Below are 15,832 nucleotides of genomic sequence, written 5' to 3' on the forward strand. Positions count from 1 at the left end.
TGGCCAAGTTATCCGATCATGAAGAAAAGCGAGTTGCCCAGCAAAATCTGTCCGGTCTGTCGGCGGGCGTTCGCGTGGCGCAAGAAGTGGTCGCGCGACTGGGAGCAGGTGATCTATTGCTCGGACGCTTGCCGCAAGGGCACGCCGCGCGGCAAGGCTCTGTCGATCGCACCATAAGCATCGGCCACGGCCGTATTCAGCCTAGTTCTACCCGTGCGCCGGAGGCATTTCGGCGTCGTGCGAAACGTCCTGCAGCAACTGTGGCGCAGCGACTTTCCACGTCTTCCAGCTATGTCCGCCGGAGACCATCAGCACGTGTGAGCGGGGTAGGGTCGGCGACATCAGCTCGATGTCCTTGCGCAACCGGTCGCTGTCGCCGTAGCCCAGCCAGACGTGGCGGGCCTTGGTCGGATCGGCCGACCAGGTTTTCAGATAGCGCCATAGCTCACGCTGCCAGGTTTTCGGTCCCAGCGTTTCGGCGGGGCCGGGGTTCCAATGCGCCAGGCCGCCGGCGGCGGTGATCTCTTTCGGCACGGTGCTGTCGCCCAGATACGGCGCCAGCAGAATCATGCCGTAGACCTCGCCCGGATAGTCCCGGTCGTAGGTCAGCGCGCCCATGCCGCCCAACGAGGTGCCGGCCAGCCAGATCTGCGTGTAGCCATGCTTGAGTGCGGGCAGCATGACTTCGTTATGCAGCCTCCGCGTGGCATGGCCGTCGAGGTAGTACGCCATGGTGACGGCGGCGAGCTCTACGTCGGCATCGGGCCATTCGCGCTGGATGATCTGCGCGATGCCACTTTTCTTGAGCCGTGCCAGATCGTCGCCGCGGCCGGGCAGAAACACCACCAGCCGATGCGCCGTTTGCGGCGCCGGCACAAAGGCGGTGGGAATGGGTTGGGTGGCGTTGCCGATCGGATAGCACGCGCTCAGCAGGCAGGGCGAGATAATCAGCAGGCACAAGCGCACGGCGCGGGCAAAAATCTGGTTGTTCATATGTAGCGACTCCCTATGTCCACTGGATCGTCGCTGCTAAGACGTATCCAATAGGTGAGCAGCCGCCTCGGTCTTTCAGCGAACCGGTGTAGCGTCGCGCGTCCGCGCATAGGCCAGCACGAACAGCGCCGCGAAAAACAGGTCGACGCAGCCGGCCAGCAGCATCACCGGCGAACCGCGGTGTTGGGCGTACAGCACGACGGCGGCTGCACCAAAGGCGAGTTTCTCCAGCGTGGCGGGAATCATCATCGGGCGAAAGCGCAGCGGGTCGCGCGACAGCTGAAAGAACAGCACCTGCCACGCCAGCGCCACACCTATAAAGCCGTAGTAGTACTCCGCGTGCGTTATCGCTGGCGGCTGGGTCAGCGCCACCGACGCTTCCTGGAAATACATCGGTATCAGTGCGGCCACGCCGTAGATGCCGGCGATAAAAAATATCCAGCGCGCAAGCTTCATACACATCCCCTTGGACAAACCAGCTGGTCAGCCCGCAGGCTACGCGGGAATAGCGATCAAAGCGCGTTGCGCTGCACCAGCCACAAGGCGAGCGCGAGGATCAGCAGGGTGGTTTCCAGTAGCCCCGTACCCAGGGTCAGTCCCTGCACCGGCCAGTACCGCGCCACGCTGATCCAGCGAAAGATCACCAGCGGCGCGTACAGCGCCAGCGCGAGAACGATGCCCGTACGATGCAGCTCGGGCTGCCACGCCACCCAGGCAAAAATGAAACCCAGGCCCAGCTCCATGCCGCCATAGACGGTGACGTATTCGGCCATGCCGCCGTTGCTGAGCGAAAGAAACCCGATCGACTTCGACGTGGCGCTGGCCTTGAGCGTGCACAGGAGCGCAAAGATGCCGTAGATCGCGGCGTTGGCCCATAGATAGATGGCAGTCATGGCGTTCCTCGGCAGCGATGGGATAACGTCTGGCGCGATGGCTCAGCGATTCAGTCGATCGAATGAAAACAGCGCGGCCAGCGGATGCTTGCGGCGCTCGATCAAGGCGCGGATCAGCCCCGCGCCCAGCATGCTGTACGTAATGCCGTTGCCGCCATAGCCCATCGCAAACTGCACGCGCGGGCCGTGCTGCTTGTGCGTGCCGAAAAACGGCAGGCCGTCCTCGGTTTCGGCAAAGGTGCCGGCCCAGGAGAAGGCCGGCTTCAGCTCGAGGCCGGGAATGGCGCGGGCGACTTTTTTTATCAGGCGCTGTGTCTTCTTCTCCACGCGCGCATCGCGGCGCGAGGGAATGTCGATGGCATCGTCCTCGCCACCCACCAGCAGCCGGCCATCGCCGGTGCTGCGCAGGTAAAGATACGGATGCGCTGATTCCCACACCATCGTTTCGCCCAGCGCACCCAGAGTGTCGGCGTCGAGCGGATCGGTGATGAAAGCGTAGCTGCTGCGGTTGTTGGCCACGTGCTGATCCAGCCAGTGCTGGCTGGCATAACCCGCCGCGAAAACCACGTGCCCTGCGCGTATCTGTGCGCCCTGCGTGGTGTGCAGCGTCACGCCGCGCGCGCTGGTTTCCATGCGCTCCACGCGTGTGCGGTCGAATATGCCCGTACCGCGTTTTTCCAGGCGTGCCAGCAGGCGATACGCCATGCGATATGGATCGACCCGGCCAGCCAGTTGGCTCAGGATGGCGCCCGGCGCACGCACGCCGTACTGCGCCAGCAGCGGCTCGGGCTCCAGCCAGCTCACGTCGAAACCGTGCTTCAGCCGCAGCGCCATTTCTTCGCGCATGTCCGGCAGGTGATGGCGACGGCTGGCGTAGTAGAGGCTGTGCATGCGGGCAAAATCCACGTCGCGGATGTCCGCAGCGATCGACTGCACCTGGTGGATCGCATCGGCGCAGGCGCGATAGGCGAGAGCGGCGTCATCCTCGCCGTAGCGCTTGGCCAGATCGATCATCGGCGTATCGATTTCATACTGCAGCAGCGCCGTGCTGGCGGCGGAGCTGCCCCAGGCCACGTCGCGCTCCTCGACCAGCACTACCTCGTGGCCTTGACTGGCCAGCTCGTTGGCGATCAGCGCGCCGCTGATGCCGCCACCGATAATCGCCACGTCGCAGCGCGCGTCCTCCTGCAACTGTGGAAAGGCGTGCATCAAGCCGTTCTTGATTGCCCAGAAGGGGTAGCCGCTTTTCAGATCCATGGGCGTCGCTCGCTGTGGCTGCAACGAAAACGTTGCGGTGGCCAGGGAGCTTACGACGACGTCATGTAGACGTCATGTATTGGCGCAGTGATCCCGCGACGTGCAGTCACGATGAGCCGCGCCGGCCTGTCGCGTCAGAGATCAGCCGTCGTCATCGGCATCATCCGCACCGGCCTTCCAATAGCCCTTGGCTTTCACCCAGTCCTTCGGCACCTGGCGTTCCTGGCTCAGCCAGATTCGCATGGCGCGGGCGCGGCGCGATTCGGTGGCGATCCAGTAAAAGGTGTCACCTGATGGTGTGGGCAGCTGACGCAGCGCCTGCTCTAGCAGCTCGCTGCGATCGGCCGGCTGGCCGTTGCGCTCCAGCCAGACGAGATTGACCTGGGCGGACGATGGCAGCAGCTGGCGATCGTTCGCGTCGGGAATTTCCACCAGCACATCGGCGCGCAGGGTGGCGGGCATTTCACTCAGCCAGCGCCCGATGGCGGGCAGCGCGGTTTCATCGCCGATCAGCACGTAGCGGTCGAAGTCGCCGGCGACCAGGAACGAGCCGCGTGGACCGCCGGCGCCGATGCGCTGGCCGGGCGCGGCCTGCGCCGCCCACAGCGAGGCCGGTCCGTCGCCGTGCAGTACGAAATCGATCGCCAGCTCGTTGCGCGAGGCGTCGTGGCGACGTGGGGTGTAATCGCGCATCGGCGAGTATTCGCGTCCCGGCGGATATTCCGGACCGTTGTCGCCCATCACCGGCGTCACGATCTCGCCGGCGCTGTTGGGGAAAAACAGTTTTACGTGATCGTCCGGCGATGCGCTGACGAAATCGTCGAGCTCATCGCTGACGAAAATCACGCGCTGCATATGTAGCGTCAGCCACTCGACGCGCTGTACCTGCAGCGTGCGAAATTTGACCGGGTGGCGGAGCATGTGATGGGTGTGGATAGTCATCGGCAAAGATCCCGTTATTGAGGAAGAAGATGCCGGCTGGGCTCCGAAGCATCCCGAATCTCAGGATCATCGAGCGTTGGCGATGGCGGATGTGTGGAAGCCGCTTTTTACGGAGCGCTTCTGAATAGCGATCGATCAGTCGATGCGATAACCGAAGTGTTCGCCAAGGGATCGCAGTAGATCAAACGTCGTGGTGGCGGTTGGACGAGTGGTTTCCCTATTCGTCGCTGCATCCGGCACAGCGGCCGGTTCGGCGAGGCCGAGCCTCTCGAGATCATGCAGGAAGCTTTGCACCTGCAGCTCCCTGGCGAGCGCTTCCTCGTGCGCTTCAGTCACGGCGTTCGCCCGACGCGATATCGCTGGCGGCGCGGTCGAGTATCTCGGCGATGCGCTGTGCTTCGGCCTTGCTCCAGTCCGTACCACGCATCAGCAGGGCGTGCTTGAGCGCATGCATGGCCTTGCGTACGGCCATCGGTGCCGCTGCTTTGGCCGCCATGCGAGCGCTGTGTTCGGTGCGTGCGGTCACCGCGTCCACCGCTTCGCGGTTTTCGTCGAGATAGGTGCGGCCCGCCGCGGTGATGGCGTAAAGCTTGCGGCCGCCCTGTTCGCTGGTGACCTCGGCATAGCCCAGTTCCTCCAGCATGGTCAGCGTGGGGTAGATGGCGCCGGGGCTGGGCGAATAGTGGCCGTGGAACATGTCCTCGATGATGCGGATCAGCTCGTAGCCGTGGCGCGGCTGCTGTTCGATCAGGGCCAGCAGCAGCAGCTTGAGATCGCCATGACCAAACATGCGGCTGCCGCCGCGCCGACCGCCGCCGCGCTTTTCGCTGAAATCCGCGAAGAAGTCGCCGCCACCGCGGCCACCGAAACCGCGGCCGGCGTGCCGCTGGTGCCGATCGCCCTCGTCATGCCCGGGTTCAAAGCCGAAGGCGTGATGCAGAGAGTCGTGCTGGTGATGGCGGGAATGAAGCGCGTTGAACAGTATGTGACGCATGCGCATGGCAGGCTCCGATATCTCGTTAGAGTGTATCTAAGATATATCGTAATTGTATCTAGGACAAGCGCGGCGAATCTCAATCCGCGGTCACTCAATGCGAGGGTAGGGGCGGCCGTCCTTGTGCGAGTAGTCATCCCGATCCGCTCGAAGGTCAATATCCGAATAGATGCAGACATCGCTGGCCGAGCGGCTGCCGACGTCAAGGCATATCGCCACGTCGCTGCCGCGGTTGACCATGTGGTGGCCATTGGGACTGTTTTTCGGAAAGGCTGCGCAGTCGCCAGCGCGCAGCAGCTGCTCACCGGCATCGGTGATCAGGGTCAGCTCACCGGATATCACATAGACGAACTCGTCTTCCTCGCTATGCCAGTGGCGCTGACTGGACCACGCGCCCGGCGCCAGCCTTGTCAGGTTGACGCCAAAGTCGGTCAACCCGCCCGCCGTTGCCAGCGCCTGTCGGGTGCGGCCAGCGATGGGTTCGGCAAACGGCGCCGGATAGTCCGAACCGCTGCGTACCGGGATGACGGACAAATCGAGTTTGGGCATGAGCGGCTGCTCCGAAGTAAAAGTCCTGAACGGTCTTTTGAAGAAACGACGCTACTGCCGCTGCCCTCCAGTCAACGGCATGGCGCGCGCGACAAACAGTATCGATGCAGGCTTACCCGTGCAGGGGTGCATCGGTTCGCGCAGCTCTTCCAGATGCCATCCGTTCGCCGTGAAAAGTCGAACCCAGCTTTCCAGCGTGCGGAAATACCACGGCGCCGGTCGGACGAAGTCCTCGCTGAAGCCGGCCCAGGAGCCGGGCCGCCAGCCGTCGACATAGGGCTGGTCACCGCAGGCGATCAGCGGATGCAGCGTCTGCACGATCACTCTGCCGCCGGGATGAAGCAGCGACGTCGCGGCGGCGATGATGGCGTCGACGGACTCCTTGCCGATCAGCGAAAAATTGCAGACGACGAGGTCGACAACAACATCGAGTTTCCCCGCGGCCAGCTCTTCATACGCCGCCACACGAAACTCGCCGCCGCCGGCTTGCCGTGCCTGCTCGACCAGCGCAGGCACCACGTCGACGCCGATCACCGAAATGCCTCTGGACGACAACGCGCGGGCCAGCCATCCCTCGCCGCAGCCCACGTCCAGTACCGAGCCGGGCGCGCGCGACACGATGGCATCGACAACGGCGCCGTCGGTGACCAGGCGACGGCTTTCGATATCGCCGTCGCGTACGGCCTTCGTCCACGGCCCGGCATTGGCGTGCCATGCGGCGATGATTTCCGCGTCGTTGAGGCGCGCGCCATTCATGTTGCCCGTTCTCCGCACTGTCGAAGCTTGCGATCGGGCTCATGGTTCCACACCGTCGCAGAGGTGTCACCAGGCCCTGTCGTACTTATGTTGGGACGGCAGCGGCGCCATCGCGCGATGTTCGGCATGGAGCGCGCGGTCGGCACAGTCGTCATTGGCCTCATGATCTGCAGCGAGGCGGTTCGGGTGAATCCGCACTCGCGGGCCTTGTCTCGGCGTGCAACGCCGGCTCGCCGCCGCACTGAACGCTGCCGCGCGGCAGGCGACGCGCCTGGCAGCGGCCTACTTCGCTTCCTGCGTGATGGTTTCCCATTCATGCAGGCACATGCGGCACTGGTGGTAGTGACGCACCGCGGCTACGTGCCCGCGACCGGATTCGTGGCCGGCCATAGTGTCGGTGACAGCGCGCGAGCGCGGGATGAGTCGACGTCGCGTCGACAGTCGCGTTGCGTCGCTGGCGAGCTGGCGCCGATCGATCTCGACCCGGGCAAACCAGTGATGGCAGTTGGGGCACTTGCCACAGACGTTGGTGAGCATCTGCCACAGCAGGATCGACACGGACAGCAGCCCCACCAGAACCCACAGCGTGTTCCAGCGTGGCGTCTGGCTGATGGCCGGGGTGGCGGGGCCGGCAGCGCGATTCAGTCGTTCGCTGGCAGACGCCGGTTCGGCGGGCAGCGCGCTGGGTGCCGGGCTCAGCAGCTGCGCCGGCGCATGCCTCAGGAAAAGATGTTTGACCGGTTCGGTCGAATCAGGCGCGGCAGCCGCCGACGTGGTAATGGCCGGCAGCCGCGCCAGATAGGCATTGCGTTCGCGATATGCCGTGGTCAGGCATGCCAGGTTGCCGTTGCAGCGATCGCGGATGCCGGTCCACTCAAGCTGGCTATGCCTTGCGCTCCCTGTGTCGGCGAGGTGCGAATAGCGCCTGTCCATGCTGGCAGCGAGCGAGCGAAGCGTTTCCGATGCGCACACGGCGCGTTCGGAGTGGTTCAACGTGGTACTGGCGCAGTCGATCGCCTGGGCCGAGGCTGCGCCAGAAATTCCACCCCAGAAAAGTGCAAGAAAAGCGAGTCGCCAAAACGCCATAGTCCACCCCGACGGACGGCCCTGGTGCATCCCCATGTCGCCTGGCCGATGGCAGAATCTACCGGCTTTTCAGTGCGTGTGGTTGAAATAGGTGCGCGAATGGCTCGAGCCCGTAACCGGCAGCGCGTGTCCCAGTGTCGGCGACGATCGATGGCGAGCACGCCATGCGCCGCTGTCACCGTGTCGCCACAGCCGGCCGCTGTGCCGGCCCATCGCACTACCCGCCGTTACTGGACGGAACGGGTCGGTGCAGCGGACGGGAAATGATGGCATCGTTGCGGCTCGGTTTTCTTGCGCAAAGGTTTTATGTCGACGAATCATCGCTTCCTCAAGCTCTCCCGCACGGTCCACTTGTATCTGGGCGTATTCATGGCGCCTGCGCTACTTTTCTTCGCCATTACCGGCGGGCTGCAGACGTTCAGCCTGCACGAGACCACGCGTGGTAGCAGCTACACCCCGCCGGCGTGGCTGGCTACGCTTGCGTTGCTGCACAAAAAGCAGACTATCGTGGCTCCGATCCGCAAGGCGCGGCCACCCGAAGGCGTGGTGCCTGCAGCGGCGCCCGGCGTCGGTATTGCCGGCGCGACGTCAGCGTCGTCGATCGATGTTCCGGCCAGGGCCCGCCCAGCCGGGCCTTCCGCTGGTCCGTCGGATCGCGATGCTGCGCGACCGAAGAAAAATCTGCTGCCGATGAAGATATTTTTCGCGCTCGTTTCCATCAGCCTCTGTCTGTCCACGCTGACGGGGCTTTATATGGCGTATCGCTTCAGCCGCAGGCCGGTGCTGGTGACCGGCATCCTCGTGGCCGGCGTCGTCGTGCCAATGCTGCTTCTGGTGTTCTGAACGATCACACGGCGATGGCAGTGCCATGCGCGTTGAAGCGGTCGTCTCACGTCATCGCCGTGGGTTCCTCGAACGGCAGGGGAACTGCGCCGGTACCTTCGACGGCGGCGCGGGCGGCGGGCAGCTGATCCGCCTCGGCGTCAATGACCACCAGGATGTGCCCGGCCTTGATCTGCTCCTCAAACGCGCGGCTGACGGCGTCGGGTACGTTGAAACCGACCAGCGCCCCGGTCCACGCGCCCATCGCCGCACCGGCAACCGTCATGGCGCCGACCCCAGCCAGGGTCAGCCCCAACGGCGGAACGGCTACGGCGATAAGGCCGAGCAGCAGGCCGGTACCACCGCCCAGGCCGATACCGCGCACCGCGGCCGGGCTGGAATCATTGTGGTTGACCAGCCGGTGGTCCGCGATTTTCTCCAGCTCGATATCGTCGCGGGCAATCAGCGAAAGGTCGTCATCGTCGATGCCGGCATGACGCGCGGCCTGCAGGGCGGACTGCGCTGCAGGCAGGTTGGTAGTACTGAATACGCAGCGGGTTTTCATAGGCTTTACTCCACTTTTCCGCACGGTAGACGCGCGGTGGCAGGAGTCGCGCGTGTGAGCGACGGCGCGACGGATGGCCAGTCGATCAGCACGGATGTCATGGCCGCGTGGGCGACGCGTGATCGCTCATGGCGGCGTTCATGCCGCGGCCTCGGCCGAGGATTCGCAGTCGCAGCGGCGCAAGGCTAAATGGCGCGGCCAGCGCCCTGACTTTCGATCAGCCGAACCAGCTCGCGCTCGATATCGAACACATGTGGATCGTTCGCCTCCATCTCCCGCAGCGCCGCGGCGAGCTGCAGCAGGTAGTCCCGATTCGGGCCACTGGGCCCGTTGGAGCGGGCGATGTGTTCGGCGATTTCGCGCTCGGATGCGGCGCCGAGGAAGGCGGCGTTTTCTTCGGTGGCGATATAGACCAGCCCTTCGGGTTCGCGACCGTCGTCGAGGCTCAAGGTGGTAACGAAGCGGAGATAACCGTTTTTTTCGCGCACATCCAGATGATCGAGCGCATCGGGCGCGATCAGGTAGGCCATGCCGGCACAGACGGCACCCTGTTGGGGTATCAGCGTGACTACGCGGCCGGGCGCATCCGGCGTGCCACGATGATCGTGCGAGCCTTGCCAGAACCGGCGCACCCAGTCACGGATCGCGGCAGGCCGGCGTTCGATATAGGCAAAGTCGGCCTTGTAGATCAGCGAGCCGTAGCCGAACAGCCATACCGCGTCGTGACCGTCGAAATGATGCATCTGCTGATTGATGGCGACGGTGTTGAGGGTCACGTTCGGGCTCGTTCGGCGAGCGCCTGATTATGCCGGCTGTTGCATGCCGATGGCCTTGGTCCACGTAAAAGGCCGGTCACGACGGACCGGCCTTTCGTTTTCAGGAGCTCTTTGCGACTAAGCAATCAGCCTGATCAATCCAGTGTCGGATAGTCCGTGTAACCGTGCGCGTCGCCGCCGTAGAAGGTGTTCTGGTCGGGCGTGTTCAGCGGTGCATCTTCGCGCAGGCGCCGCGGCAGGTCGGGATTGGCCAGGAACTTGACGCCGAAGGCGATCATGTCGGCCCGGCCGCTGGCCACGTCGTTAATAGCCATCGTACGGTCGTAGCCGTTGTTGAGAATCCAAACGCCCTTGTAGGGCTTGCGCATCGCGGCATAGTCGAACGGCTGCGGATCGCGATCGCCGCCGGTTTCACCGTGGATGATATGGATATAGGCAAGGTCCAGCGGTGCCAGGCGCTCGACCGCGCGGTTGAACAGCGCCTGCGGATCGCTGTCGGACACGTCGCCGAAGGAGGTCAGCGGCGACAGGCGCACGCCGGTGCGGCCAGCACCCACTTCCTTGGCGACCGCTTCACACACTTCGAACAGCAGCCGCGTGCGGTTCTCGATGCTGCCGCCGTAGGCGTCGGTGCGGTGGTTGCTCTTGTCGCGCAGAAACTGGTCAATCAGATAACCGTTAGCGGCATGCACTTCCACACCGTCGAAGCCGGCTTCGATCGCATTGGCCGCGGCCTTGCGATAGGTTTCAACGAGCGTCGGAATTTCGCTCAGCTCCAGCGCGCGCGGCATCGATACATCGACGAAACCCTCGGCCACGAAGGTCTTTGCGTTGGCCTGGATGGCCGAAGGCGCCACCGGCGCAGCGCCGTTTGGCTGCAGCGAGGTATGCGAGATGCGTCCGACGTGCCACAACTGCAGCACGATGCGGCCGCCCTTGTCATGCACGGCCTTGGTAACCAGCCTCCAGCCGGCGATCTGCTCGGGCGAATGGATGCCGGGCGTAGCGATATAACCCTGTCCCTCGGGACAGACCTGCGTGGCCTCGGCGATGATCAGACCCGCGCTGGCACGCTGCGCGTAATAGGTCGCGTTAAGCTCGGTCGGCACGTTGCCCTTGCTGGCGCGGTTGCGTGTCAGGGGCGACATCACGATGCGGTTGGGTGCTTCGATGCTGCCGACGCGAATCGGCTCAAACAGCACGTCGGCAGTCGCGTCCGCGGAAGCGGTATGAGCGTTCATGGAATCTCCAGGGAATGGTAGTGCCATCGCAAGCGGTGGCGGGGAAAAGCGTGATGGTACGCAGGCGACCTGTTCACAACGCGTAAAACCCGCGCGTTCGCAGTGCGGCTCAACGACGCTGCACGAGTCGCCACCACTGCGAAAAGCTGTCGCAGCATCGCGCGACGGATGGAAATAACCCCGCCACCGGCTGCAGCTGCATATCATCGCGCAGGCGGCGCAGCGCCTGGGCGCAGTGCGGATCGTCGATCGCATGCACGCTGCGCGCGCCGGCCAGCGCTGCCCGCAGCGTGGCGATATCCGCAAACCAGCGCACGTCAGCCAAGACGCGCTGGCGCGTGCCGACAAACTGCCAGCGGCGCTCGGACCACGGCCAACGCGCGTGCCAGTTGGCGATGGCAAGGGCAACCATCACGCAGTCAGGTGGGAGACCGGGCGGCGGTTCGTCCAACGACCAGGGATGAACCAGCCAGACGTCGCGACCGGCGATGGCCGCCGCATCGGGAGCAGAGAAACCCAAGGTCTCCGGTGGCTCGGACAGCAGCAGAGGTTCGCCTGTCCCGTCCGGGAGCGGATGCCAGCTAACGGCCTTGGGCTGTCGCGCGATGACGTCCAGCGCCTCGTAGCTCGTATCGATAACACTCCTCGGGCTATGCCATTCCGACGGCGCGTATTTGGCCACGTTCTCGGCATTGAACAGGTATGGCTTGTGGCTTGCCGTGGCGGCGATCCACTGCCAACTCAGATGGTTGCTGGCCAGATCGCCGTCGAGCAGGTGCGCGTAAAGCCAGTCGGCGCCGGTGCGCCAGTGCACCTTGCGCAAATGCACCACGTAACTGGCAAGCCACATGCGGACATGGTTGTGCAGGTAGCCGGTGGCGTAGAGCTGGCGCACGGCGCGATCGATCACCGGCACGCCGGTGCGCGCCTCGCGGATGTCGTCGGGCAGCGCGCTCGCATACGCATCCCCGGGCAGCAGGCCTTCGTGCAGCGAATCGAATATGCCGTCGCCACGATGCGACCAGACGTGATGCCAGTACTCGCGCCAGCCGAACTCGTAGACCAGCTTGTGCTGCGCGTCGATGGCGTGGCGTGCGGTTATTGCGGCGTGCACGGCGGGCAGGCTGATGAAACCGTGGGTGAGGTAGGGCGACAGCCGCGTCACCGCACCATCGAGCGCGTTGCGGCTGCGCGCGTAGTCGCTGGGGCGAATGGCGGCGATACGGAGCAGGGCAGCTTCTCGGGTCGGTGCAAAGCGGTCGTCTGCGCCAGTGACTGTGTCGGCATCGCGCATTACCAGTGCCCGGTGCCCGGTTCGCCTTTGACCGGGCCGACGATTTCATCGGTGAGCCAGCCACCGTAGAAGCCGCCCGGTTGCGGACGTACCCGTTCGCCGTCCACTTCGCAGTGCAGACGCGCCGGGTAAAACGACAGCCAGCCGGCAATCGCCGCAAATGCCGGTTTCGGCTTCGGGTAACTCCAGCCAACGGCTTCGATGCGTGTACCGTCGGGCAGCAGCACGGTCCAGTAGCTGGCGGCGCCTTTCCATTCGCACATTGACGCACCCGAGGCGGCGACGATTAGCGTTTGATCGATATCGTCCGGCGGCAGATAAAACGTCGGCGGGCTGGCCGTCTCCAGCACGCGCACCGCGCGGCGCGTGTCGGCGATGACGTGATCTCCCACACTGACCAATACGCGGCGTATATCTGACACGAGCCTCGGCGGCCGCGGATAGTCCCAGACAGACTCTTCGCCAGGCCCCGGCATATCAGCGGTCCGCGGACGCACGCGACCATCGTATTGCCACATGGCGTTATTCCTTCGAAAGGGCTGCCGCAGAATGCGTTGCCTCAGAGGTACTGCATCTTCACCGTCATGCCGCCGTCGACGGCGAAGTGCTGCCCGGTGATGAAGCCGGCATTCGCGGATAAAAGATAGACTGCCAGGTCGCCGATGTCCTGCGGCGTGCCGACGCGGCCCGCCGGATGCTGGGCGTGATCCTGCTTGCTCAGCTTGGGCGTGCGACGCGAGGCCGGCTTGCGCCAGTCGTCGGTGGCGATCCAGCCAGGAAGGATCGCGTTGACGCGAACGTCAGGTCCCGCACTCACCGCCATTGCATGGGTCAATGCCACCAGGCCGCCCTTGGTCGCCGCGTAGGCTTCGGTATGCGGCTCGGATTGCAGCGCACGGGTGGAGGCAATATGCACGATCGCACCATGATTTTCCTTCAACGATGCCAGCGCGTGCTTGCTGCAGAGAAAGGCGCCGGTGAGGTTGGTGGCAAGGTATTCGTTCCAGCGCGCCAGGGTCAGTTCGGCGAAGCTGCCGATATCCGGATCGGCGATGCCCGCGTTGTTGACCAGGCCATCGATCCGGCCGAAGATTTTCAGCGCCGCCGCAATCCACCCTTTGACGCTGCCTTCGCTGGAGACGTCCAGACGTCTGAACGCCGCGCGCTGCCCGACGTTCCATTCGTCGATACAGGCGCGTCCGGCCTCGGCGTCGAGATCGCCGATCAGCACGGAGCCGCCCGCGCCGAGTACCGCCTGCGCTATACCGCGCCCAATGCCCTGCGCGCCACCGGTGATCAGCACGATGTGATCGCGCATGGGCTGGGCGTCGAAATCCGCGATGGCAGGTGTGAGTGTCATCGAAAAGGGCTCCGATAGATGCGAGTGGATGCGAGGCCTGCATGGTGGATCCCGCGGCGTCTCGGCGGCGTGCAGGCTGCACGGCCCGCCGGCACGGCCTGCGGTAGTCAGGCTGAGGCACGACGCTGGGCCAGCGCCAAGGGATCCATCACGCGGTGCCACACCGGTGGCAGCAGGGCCAGGACAAACATGCTCGCATAACCCCACGGCAGTTGCGGGCTGTCCGGATGATGCAGCAACGACTGATAGCGACGGCGCGCCTGCGCGTGGTGGTCGGAGTGCCGCTGCAGGTTGAACAGCAGCCAGTTGGTGTAGCGCTGCGGAGCGTTCCAGGAATGCAGGTGCGTCACCCTCTCATAGCGGTCAGGGGCCAACTGCCGGCGCTCCAGCCCGTAGTGTTCGATGTAGTTGATGACTTCCAGAGTGCAGGCAGCGATCACGCCCTGCGTCAGGAAAAACAGCAGGCAGTGCGCCCCACCCAGGCCGGCAAAGACAATTATGAAAAGGAGCCACAGCGCATACCACGCCACCATCTCGTTGCGCCACGACCACGCCGGTAGCCCGCGTCCACGCAGTCGCCGCGCTTCCAGCCGCCAGGCATTGCGCACGTTGCGCCACAGCGCACGCGGCACGAAGGCATAGACCGATTCACCCAGCTGCGCCGAGGACGAGTCCTCGGGTGTGGCTACATGCAGGTGATGTCCGCGCACGTGCTCGACCTTGAAACCTTGGTAGCCGACGCTGGTCAGAAGCACGCCGCCGAACAGCGGTTCCAGCCGGCCAGTCTTGTGGATCAGTTCGTGGGCAGGATTGATAGCCAGCACGCCGCCGATCACGCCGGTCGACAGCGTCCAGCCGAGCAAGCCCGCCGGGCCGAACGGGAGATGCAGGCATTGCCAGGTGCACCAGCCCAGCGTGGCCAGCCATAGCGGCAGCACCAGAAGCGTCAGCGCACGGAAATACGCCGACCGCTCGCGCCGCGCGTTTTCATCGGCGCTGACCGGGTTGGCTGTTTCGCTGCCGAACACGGCGTCGAGCCACGGCACGATGCCGAAAATGAAACCCAGCGGAAACCATGCCGCGAGATCCAGCGGCACGCCGAGCTTCGCCAACGCAATCGCGCCCAGCGGCAGAAGGGCGGTGGAAAAAGCCAGGAGAAAGCCGGCATCACGTAGGTGCATGCCGCGAGTCTAAAGCGCGCCGCGGCGGTGCCCTAGCTGCCATGCAGCATGGCGACTGGCCCTGCTGCGGCCGTGGCCGATCGGTTGGAGGCGGGGTCGGATGGCTCAGTCCAGCGGTGCCGCCATCACCAGGTTGTCGACCGGGTAACCGCGTCGTCTGGCGCGTTCCACGATTTCGTCGAACTGCGCGCGACGCATGCTCGGGCTGCGCGAAAGGATCCACAGGTATTTGCGGCTGGGGCCGCCAACTACCGCCCACTGATAGTCGGCATCCAGATCGACGACCCAGTAGTCGGCCCACACCATCGGCAGCCATGACAACCATGCAGGCGCAAAGCGAACCTGAAGTGCCGCTGGCTTTCCCTCGACTTTCCTGGCAACGCCCTCGGAGGCATCCATCGAGCCGTCCTTGACGCGGCAGGCGTTGCGAACACCCAGGGTGCCATCGGCGTTGGCCGTGTAGGTCGCGGTAATCCTGTCCACGCACTTGCGCTGGAAAAACATCGGCAGGTGGCCGATCTCGTGCCACTGGCCTACGTAGCGCGAAAGATCGAGCGCGACGACCGGCTGATTTGGCAGCGCAGCCGCCGCGACGGGTATGGCGGCAGCCATCAAGGTGGTGGCGAGCAATGATCGATACATGGTGGTCTCCGATATCCGGTCTTCGATTGAACGCTTCAGCGTGGCGCACAGCATGCATTAGACGATCAGGCGAAAACGCATGTTCTCTTCAGGCGAGCCTTAGGATACGTGCGCGCTGTATTTTTTCTGTCGTATGTCTGAACGACGCGAGTGCGTCAATACGATGCGCACGGCAATGTCACGATCTCTCCACGATATCGCGCCTAGAACGTAATGGCCTGCATTCCGCAGGCTACTTACGGGAGTACCGACGTGGACAAGAATCGCACCGAAGGCACCAAGCATGAGGTCAAGGGCGCCGTGAAAGAGGCCGTTGGCAAGGTGACGGGTAACAAGACGAAGGAAGCGTCGGGTAACGTGGAAAAGCACGCAGGCAAAGCGCAGAAGGAAGTGGGCAAGGCCGCGGATGCGGCACGTGACGCTGCCAAAAAGTAACCGGCCAGTTTCAAGTCAGTGTGCATGTCGGACGTGCGGCCCAGGC

Annotated in this window: 21 protein-coding genes; 3 read left to right on the forward strand and 18 right to left on the reverse strand. The window is 64.2% G+C overall.

What is annotated here, in order from left to right; all coding sequences use genetic code 11:
* Positions 1-18: 18 nt before the first annotated feature.
* Complete coding sequence (locus ACDK93_RS07475; protein ID WP_458071975.1) at positions 19-177, forward strand: DUF2256 domain-containing protein; 159 nt, start codon at positions 19-21, stop codon at positions 175-177.
* Positions 178-207: 30 nt separating this feature from the next.
* Here the strand turns inward: ACDK93_RS07475 and ACDK93_RS07480 are convergent, their stop codons facing one another.
* From ACDK93_RS07480 to ACDK93_RS07525, 10 genes are all read right to left on the reverse strand, one after another.
* Positions 208-993 carry an alpha/beta hydrolase-fold protein gene (locus tag ACDK93_RS07480; RefSeq protein WP_458071976.1) on the reverse strand — a complete coding sequence of 262 codons (786 nt, stop codon included), beginning with the start codon at positions 991-993 and terminating at the stop codon, positions 208-210.
* A gap of 75 nt (positions 994-1,068) precedes the next feature.
* Positions 1,069-1,449 (reverse strand): hypothetical protein, encoded by a 381-nt coding sequence (locus ACDK93_RS07485; RefSeq protein WP_458071977.1) that lies wholly within the window; start codon positions 1,447-1,449, stop codon positions 1,069-1,071.
* 56 nt (positions 1,450-1,505) lie between these two features.
* The gene (locus ACDK93_RS07490; protein WP_458071978.1) at positions 1,506-1,886 is read right to left on the reverse strand and encodes a DUF4345 domain-containing protein; all 381 of its coding nucleotides are present in this window, start codon (positions 1,884-1,886) and stop codon (positions 1,506-1,508) included.
* A gap of 42 nt (positions 1,887-1,928) precedes the next feature.
* Complete coding sequence (locus tag ACDK93_RS07495; protein ID WP_458071979.1) at positions 1,929-3,143, reverse strand: NAD(P)/FAD-dependent oxidoreductase; 1,215 nt, start codon at positions 3,141-3,143, stop codon at positions 1,929-1,931.
* A 141-nt stretch (positions 3,144-3,284) separates the two neighbouring features.
* Positions 3,285-4,085, reverse strand: coding sequence for a siderophore-interacting protein (locus tag ACDK93_RS07500; protein ID WP_458071980.1), 801 nt, complete (start codon positions 4,083-4,085; stop codon positions 3,285-3,287).
* Between the two features lie 135 nt (positions 4,086-4,220).
* On the reverse strand, positions 4,221-4,421 hold the full coding sequence (locus ACDK93_RS07505; RefSeq protein WP_458071981.1) for a hypothetical protein: 201 nt from the start codon (positions 4,419-4,421) through the stop codon (positions 4,221-4,223).
* A complete protein-coding gene (locus tag ACDK93_RS07510; RefSeq protein WP_458071982.1) occupies positions 4,414-5,085 on the reverse strand; it encodes a PadR family transcriptional regulator in 672 nt (223 codons plus the stop codon). The genes ACDK93_RS07505 and ACDK93_RS07510 overlap by 8 nt, the downstream gene beginning before the upstream one ends.
* Before the next feature lie 84 nt (positions 5,086-5,169).
* Positions 5,170-5,628, reverse strand: coding sequence for a cupin domain-containing protein (locus ACDK93_RS07515; protein WP_458071983.1), 459 nt, complete (start codon positions 5,626-5,628; stop codon positions 5,170-5,172).
* A 51-nt stretch (positions 5,629-5,679) separates the two neighbouring features.
* Positions 5,680-6,384 carry a class I SAM-dependent methyltransferase gene (locus ACDK93_RS07520; protein WP_458071984.1) on the reverse strand — a complete coding sequence of 235 codons (705 nt, stop codon included), beginning with the start codon at positions 6,382-6,384 and terminating at the stop codon, positions 5,680-5,682.
* A 282-nt stretch (positions 6,385-6,666) separates the two neighbouring features.
* Positions 6,667-7,470, reverse strand: a complete 804-nt coding sequence (locus ACDK93_RS07525) for a hypothetical protein (RefSeq protein WP_458071985.1) — start codon at positions 7,468-7,470, stop codon at positions 6,667-6,669.
* Between the two features lie 306 nt (positions 7,471-7,776).
* Here ACDK93_RS07525 and ACDK93_RS07530 point away from each other — a divergent pair, with 306 nt between their 5' ends.
* Complete coding sequence (locus tag ACDK93_RS07530; protein ID WP_458071986.1) at positions 7,777-8,313, forward strand: PepSY domain-containing protein; 537 nt, start codon at positions 7,777-7,779, stop codon at positions 8,311-8,313.
* Between the two features lie 46 nt (positions 8,314-8,359).
* On the opposite strand, the gene ACDK93_RS07535 is transcribed toward ACDK93_RS07530, so the two are convergent.
* The 8 genes from ACDK93_RS07535 to ACDK93_RS07570 all read right to left on the reverse strand — a co-directional run bounded on the left by ACDK93_RS07535 (position 8,360) and on the right by ACDK93_RS07570 (position 15,351).
* On the reverse strand, positions 8,360-8,857 hold the full coding sequence (locus ACDK93_RS07535) for a hypothetical protein (RefSeq protein WP_458071987.1): 498 nt from the start codon (positions 8,855-8,857) through the stop codon (positions 8,360-8,362).
* A 185-nt stretch (positions 8,858-9,042) separates the two neighbouring features.
* A complete protein-coding gene (locus ACDK93_RS07540; protein ID WP_458071988.1) occupies positions 9,043-9,633 on the reverse strand; it encodes a gamma-glutamylcyclotransferase in 591 nt (196 codons plus the stop codon).
* A gap of 134 nt (positions 9,634-9,767) precedes the next feature.
* Complete coding sequence (locus tag ACDK93_RS07545; RefSeq protein WP_458071989.1) at positions 9,768-10,874, reverse strand: alkene reductase; 1,107 nt, start codon at positions 10,872-10,874, stop codon at positions 9,768-9,770.
* Between the two features lie 109 nt (positions 10,875-10,983).
* Positions 10,984-12,168, reverse strand: coding sequence for an FAD-binding domain-containing protein (locus ACDK93_RS07550; protein WP_458071990.1), 1,185 nt, complete (start codon positions 12,166-12,168; stop codon positions 10,984-10,986).
* Entirely contained in the window at positions 12,168-12,590 is a 423-nt protein-coding gene (locus tag ACDK93_RS07555; protein WP_458071991.1) for a DUF427 domain-containing protein, read from the reverse strand. Before ACDK93_RS07555 ends, ACDK93_RS07550 begins: the two co-directional genes overlap by 1 nt.
* Before the next feature lie 137 nt (positions 12,591-12,727).
* Positions 12,728-13,528 (reverse strand): SDR family oxidoreductase, encoded by an 801-nt coding sequence (locus ACDK93_RS07560; RefSeq protein ID WP_458071992.1) that lies wholly within the window; start codon positions 13,526-13,528, stop codon positions 12,728-12,730.
* A gap of 107 nt (positions 13,529-13,635) precedes the next feature.
* The gene (locus ACDK93_RS07565; RefSeq protein ID WP_458071993.1) at positions 13,636-14,709 is read right to left on the reverse strand and encodes an alkane 1-monooxygenase; all 1,074 of its coding nucleotides are present in this window, start codon (positions 14,707-14,709) and stop codon (positions 13,636-13,638) included.
* A gap of 105 nt (positions 14,710-14,814) precedes the next feature.
* Complete coding sequence (locus tag ACDK93_RS07570) at positions 14,815-15,351, reverse strand: lipocalin family protein (protein ID WP_458071994.1); 537 nt, start codon at positions 15,349-15,351, stop codon at positions 14,815-14,817.
* Between the two features lie 252 nt (positions 15,352-15,603).
* On the opposite strand from ACDK93_RS07570, the gene ACDK93_RS07575 reads away from it, so the two are divergent.
* Entirely contained in the window at positions 15,604-15,786 is a 183-nt protein-coding gene (locus ACDK93_RS07575; RefSeq protein ID WP_458071995.1) for a CsbD family protein, read from the forward strand.
* The last annotated feature ends 46 nt before the right edge of the window (positions 15,787-15,832 follow it).

It is taken from the genome of Rhodanobacter sp. BL-MT-08, from assembly GCF_054161255.1.

Bases quoted from the DNA above. Each gene is read 5' to 3' on its own strand.
- ACDK93_RS07530 (WP_458071986.1), top strand. From the start codon at position 7,777: ATGTCGACGAATCATCGCTTCCTCAAGCTCTCCCGCACGGTCCACTTG.
- ACDK93_RS07490 (WP_458071978.1), bottom strand. From the start codon at position 1,886: ATGACTGCCATCTATCTATGGGCCAACGCCGCGATCTACGGCATCTTT.
- ACDK93_RS07510 (WP_458071982.1), bottom strand. From the start codon at position 5,085: ATGCGCATGCGTCACATACTGTTCAACGCGCTTCATTCCCGCCATCAC.
- ACDK93_RS07535 (WP_458071987.1), bottom strand. From the start codon at position 8,857: ATGAAAACCCGCTGCGTATTCAGTACTACCAACCTGCCTGCAGCGCAG.
- ACDK93_RS07495 (WP_458071979.1), bottom strand. From the start codon at position 3,143: ATGGATCTGAAAAGCGGCTACCCCTTCTGGGCAATCAAGAACGGCTTG.
- ACDK93_RS07525 (WP_458071985.1), bottom strand. From the start codon at position 7,470: ATGGCGTTTTGGCGACTCGCTTTTCTTGCACTTTTCTGGGGTGGAATT.
- ACDK93_RS07545 (WP_458071989.1), bottom strand. From the start codon at position 10,874: ATGAACGCTCATACCGCTTCCGCGGACGCGACTGCCGACGTGCTGTTT.
- ACDK93_RS07560 (WP_458071992.1), bottom strand. From the start codon at position 13,528: ATGACACTCACACCTGCCATCGCGGATTTCGACGCCCAGCCCATGCGC.
- ACDK93_RS07500 (WP_458071980.1), bottom strand. From the start codon at position 4,085: ATGACTATCCACACCCATCACATGCTCCGCCACCCGGTCAAATTTCGC.
- ACDK93_RS07565 (WP_458071993.1), bottom strand. From the start codon at position 14,709: ATGCACCTACGTGATGCCGGCTTTCTCCTGGCTTTTTCCACCGCCCTT.
- ACDK93_RS07570 (WP_458071994.1), bottom strand. From the start codon at position 15,351: ATGTATCGATCATTGCTCGCCACCACCTTGATGGCTGCCGCCATACCC.
- ACDK93_RS07550 (WP_458071990.1), bottom strand. From the start codon at position 12,168: ATGCGCGATGCCGACACAGTCACTGGCGCAGACGACCGCTTTGCACCG.
- ACDK93_RS07520 (WP_458071984.1), bottom strand. From the start codon at position 6,384: ATGAATGGCGCGCGCCTCAACGACGCGGAAATCATCGCCGCATGGCAC.
- ACDK93_RS07485 (WP_458071977.1), bottom strand. From the start codon at position 1,449: ATGAAGCTTGCGCGCTGGATATTTTTTATCGCCGGCATCTACGGCGTG.
- ACDK93_RS07515 (WP_458071983.1), bottom strand. From the start codon at position 5,628: ATGCCCAAACTCGATTTGTCCGTCATCCCGGTACGCAGCGGTTCGGAC.
- ACDK93_RS07475 (WP_458071975.1), top strand. From the start codon at position 19: ATGAAGAAAAGCGAGTTGCCCAGCAAAATCTGTCCGGTCTGTCGGCGG.
- ACDK93_RS07480 (WP_458071976.1), bottom strand. From the start codon at position 993: ATGAACAACCAGATTTTTGCCCGCGCCGTGCGCTTGTGCCTGCTGATT.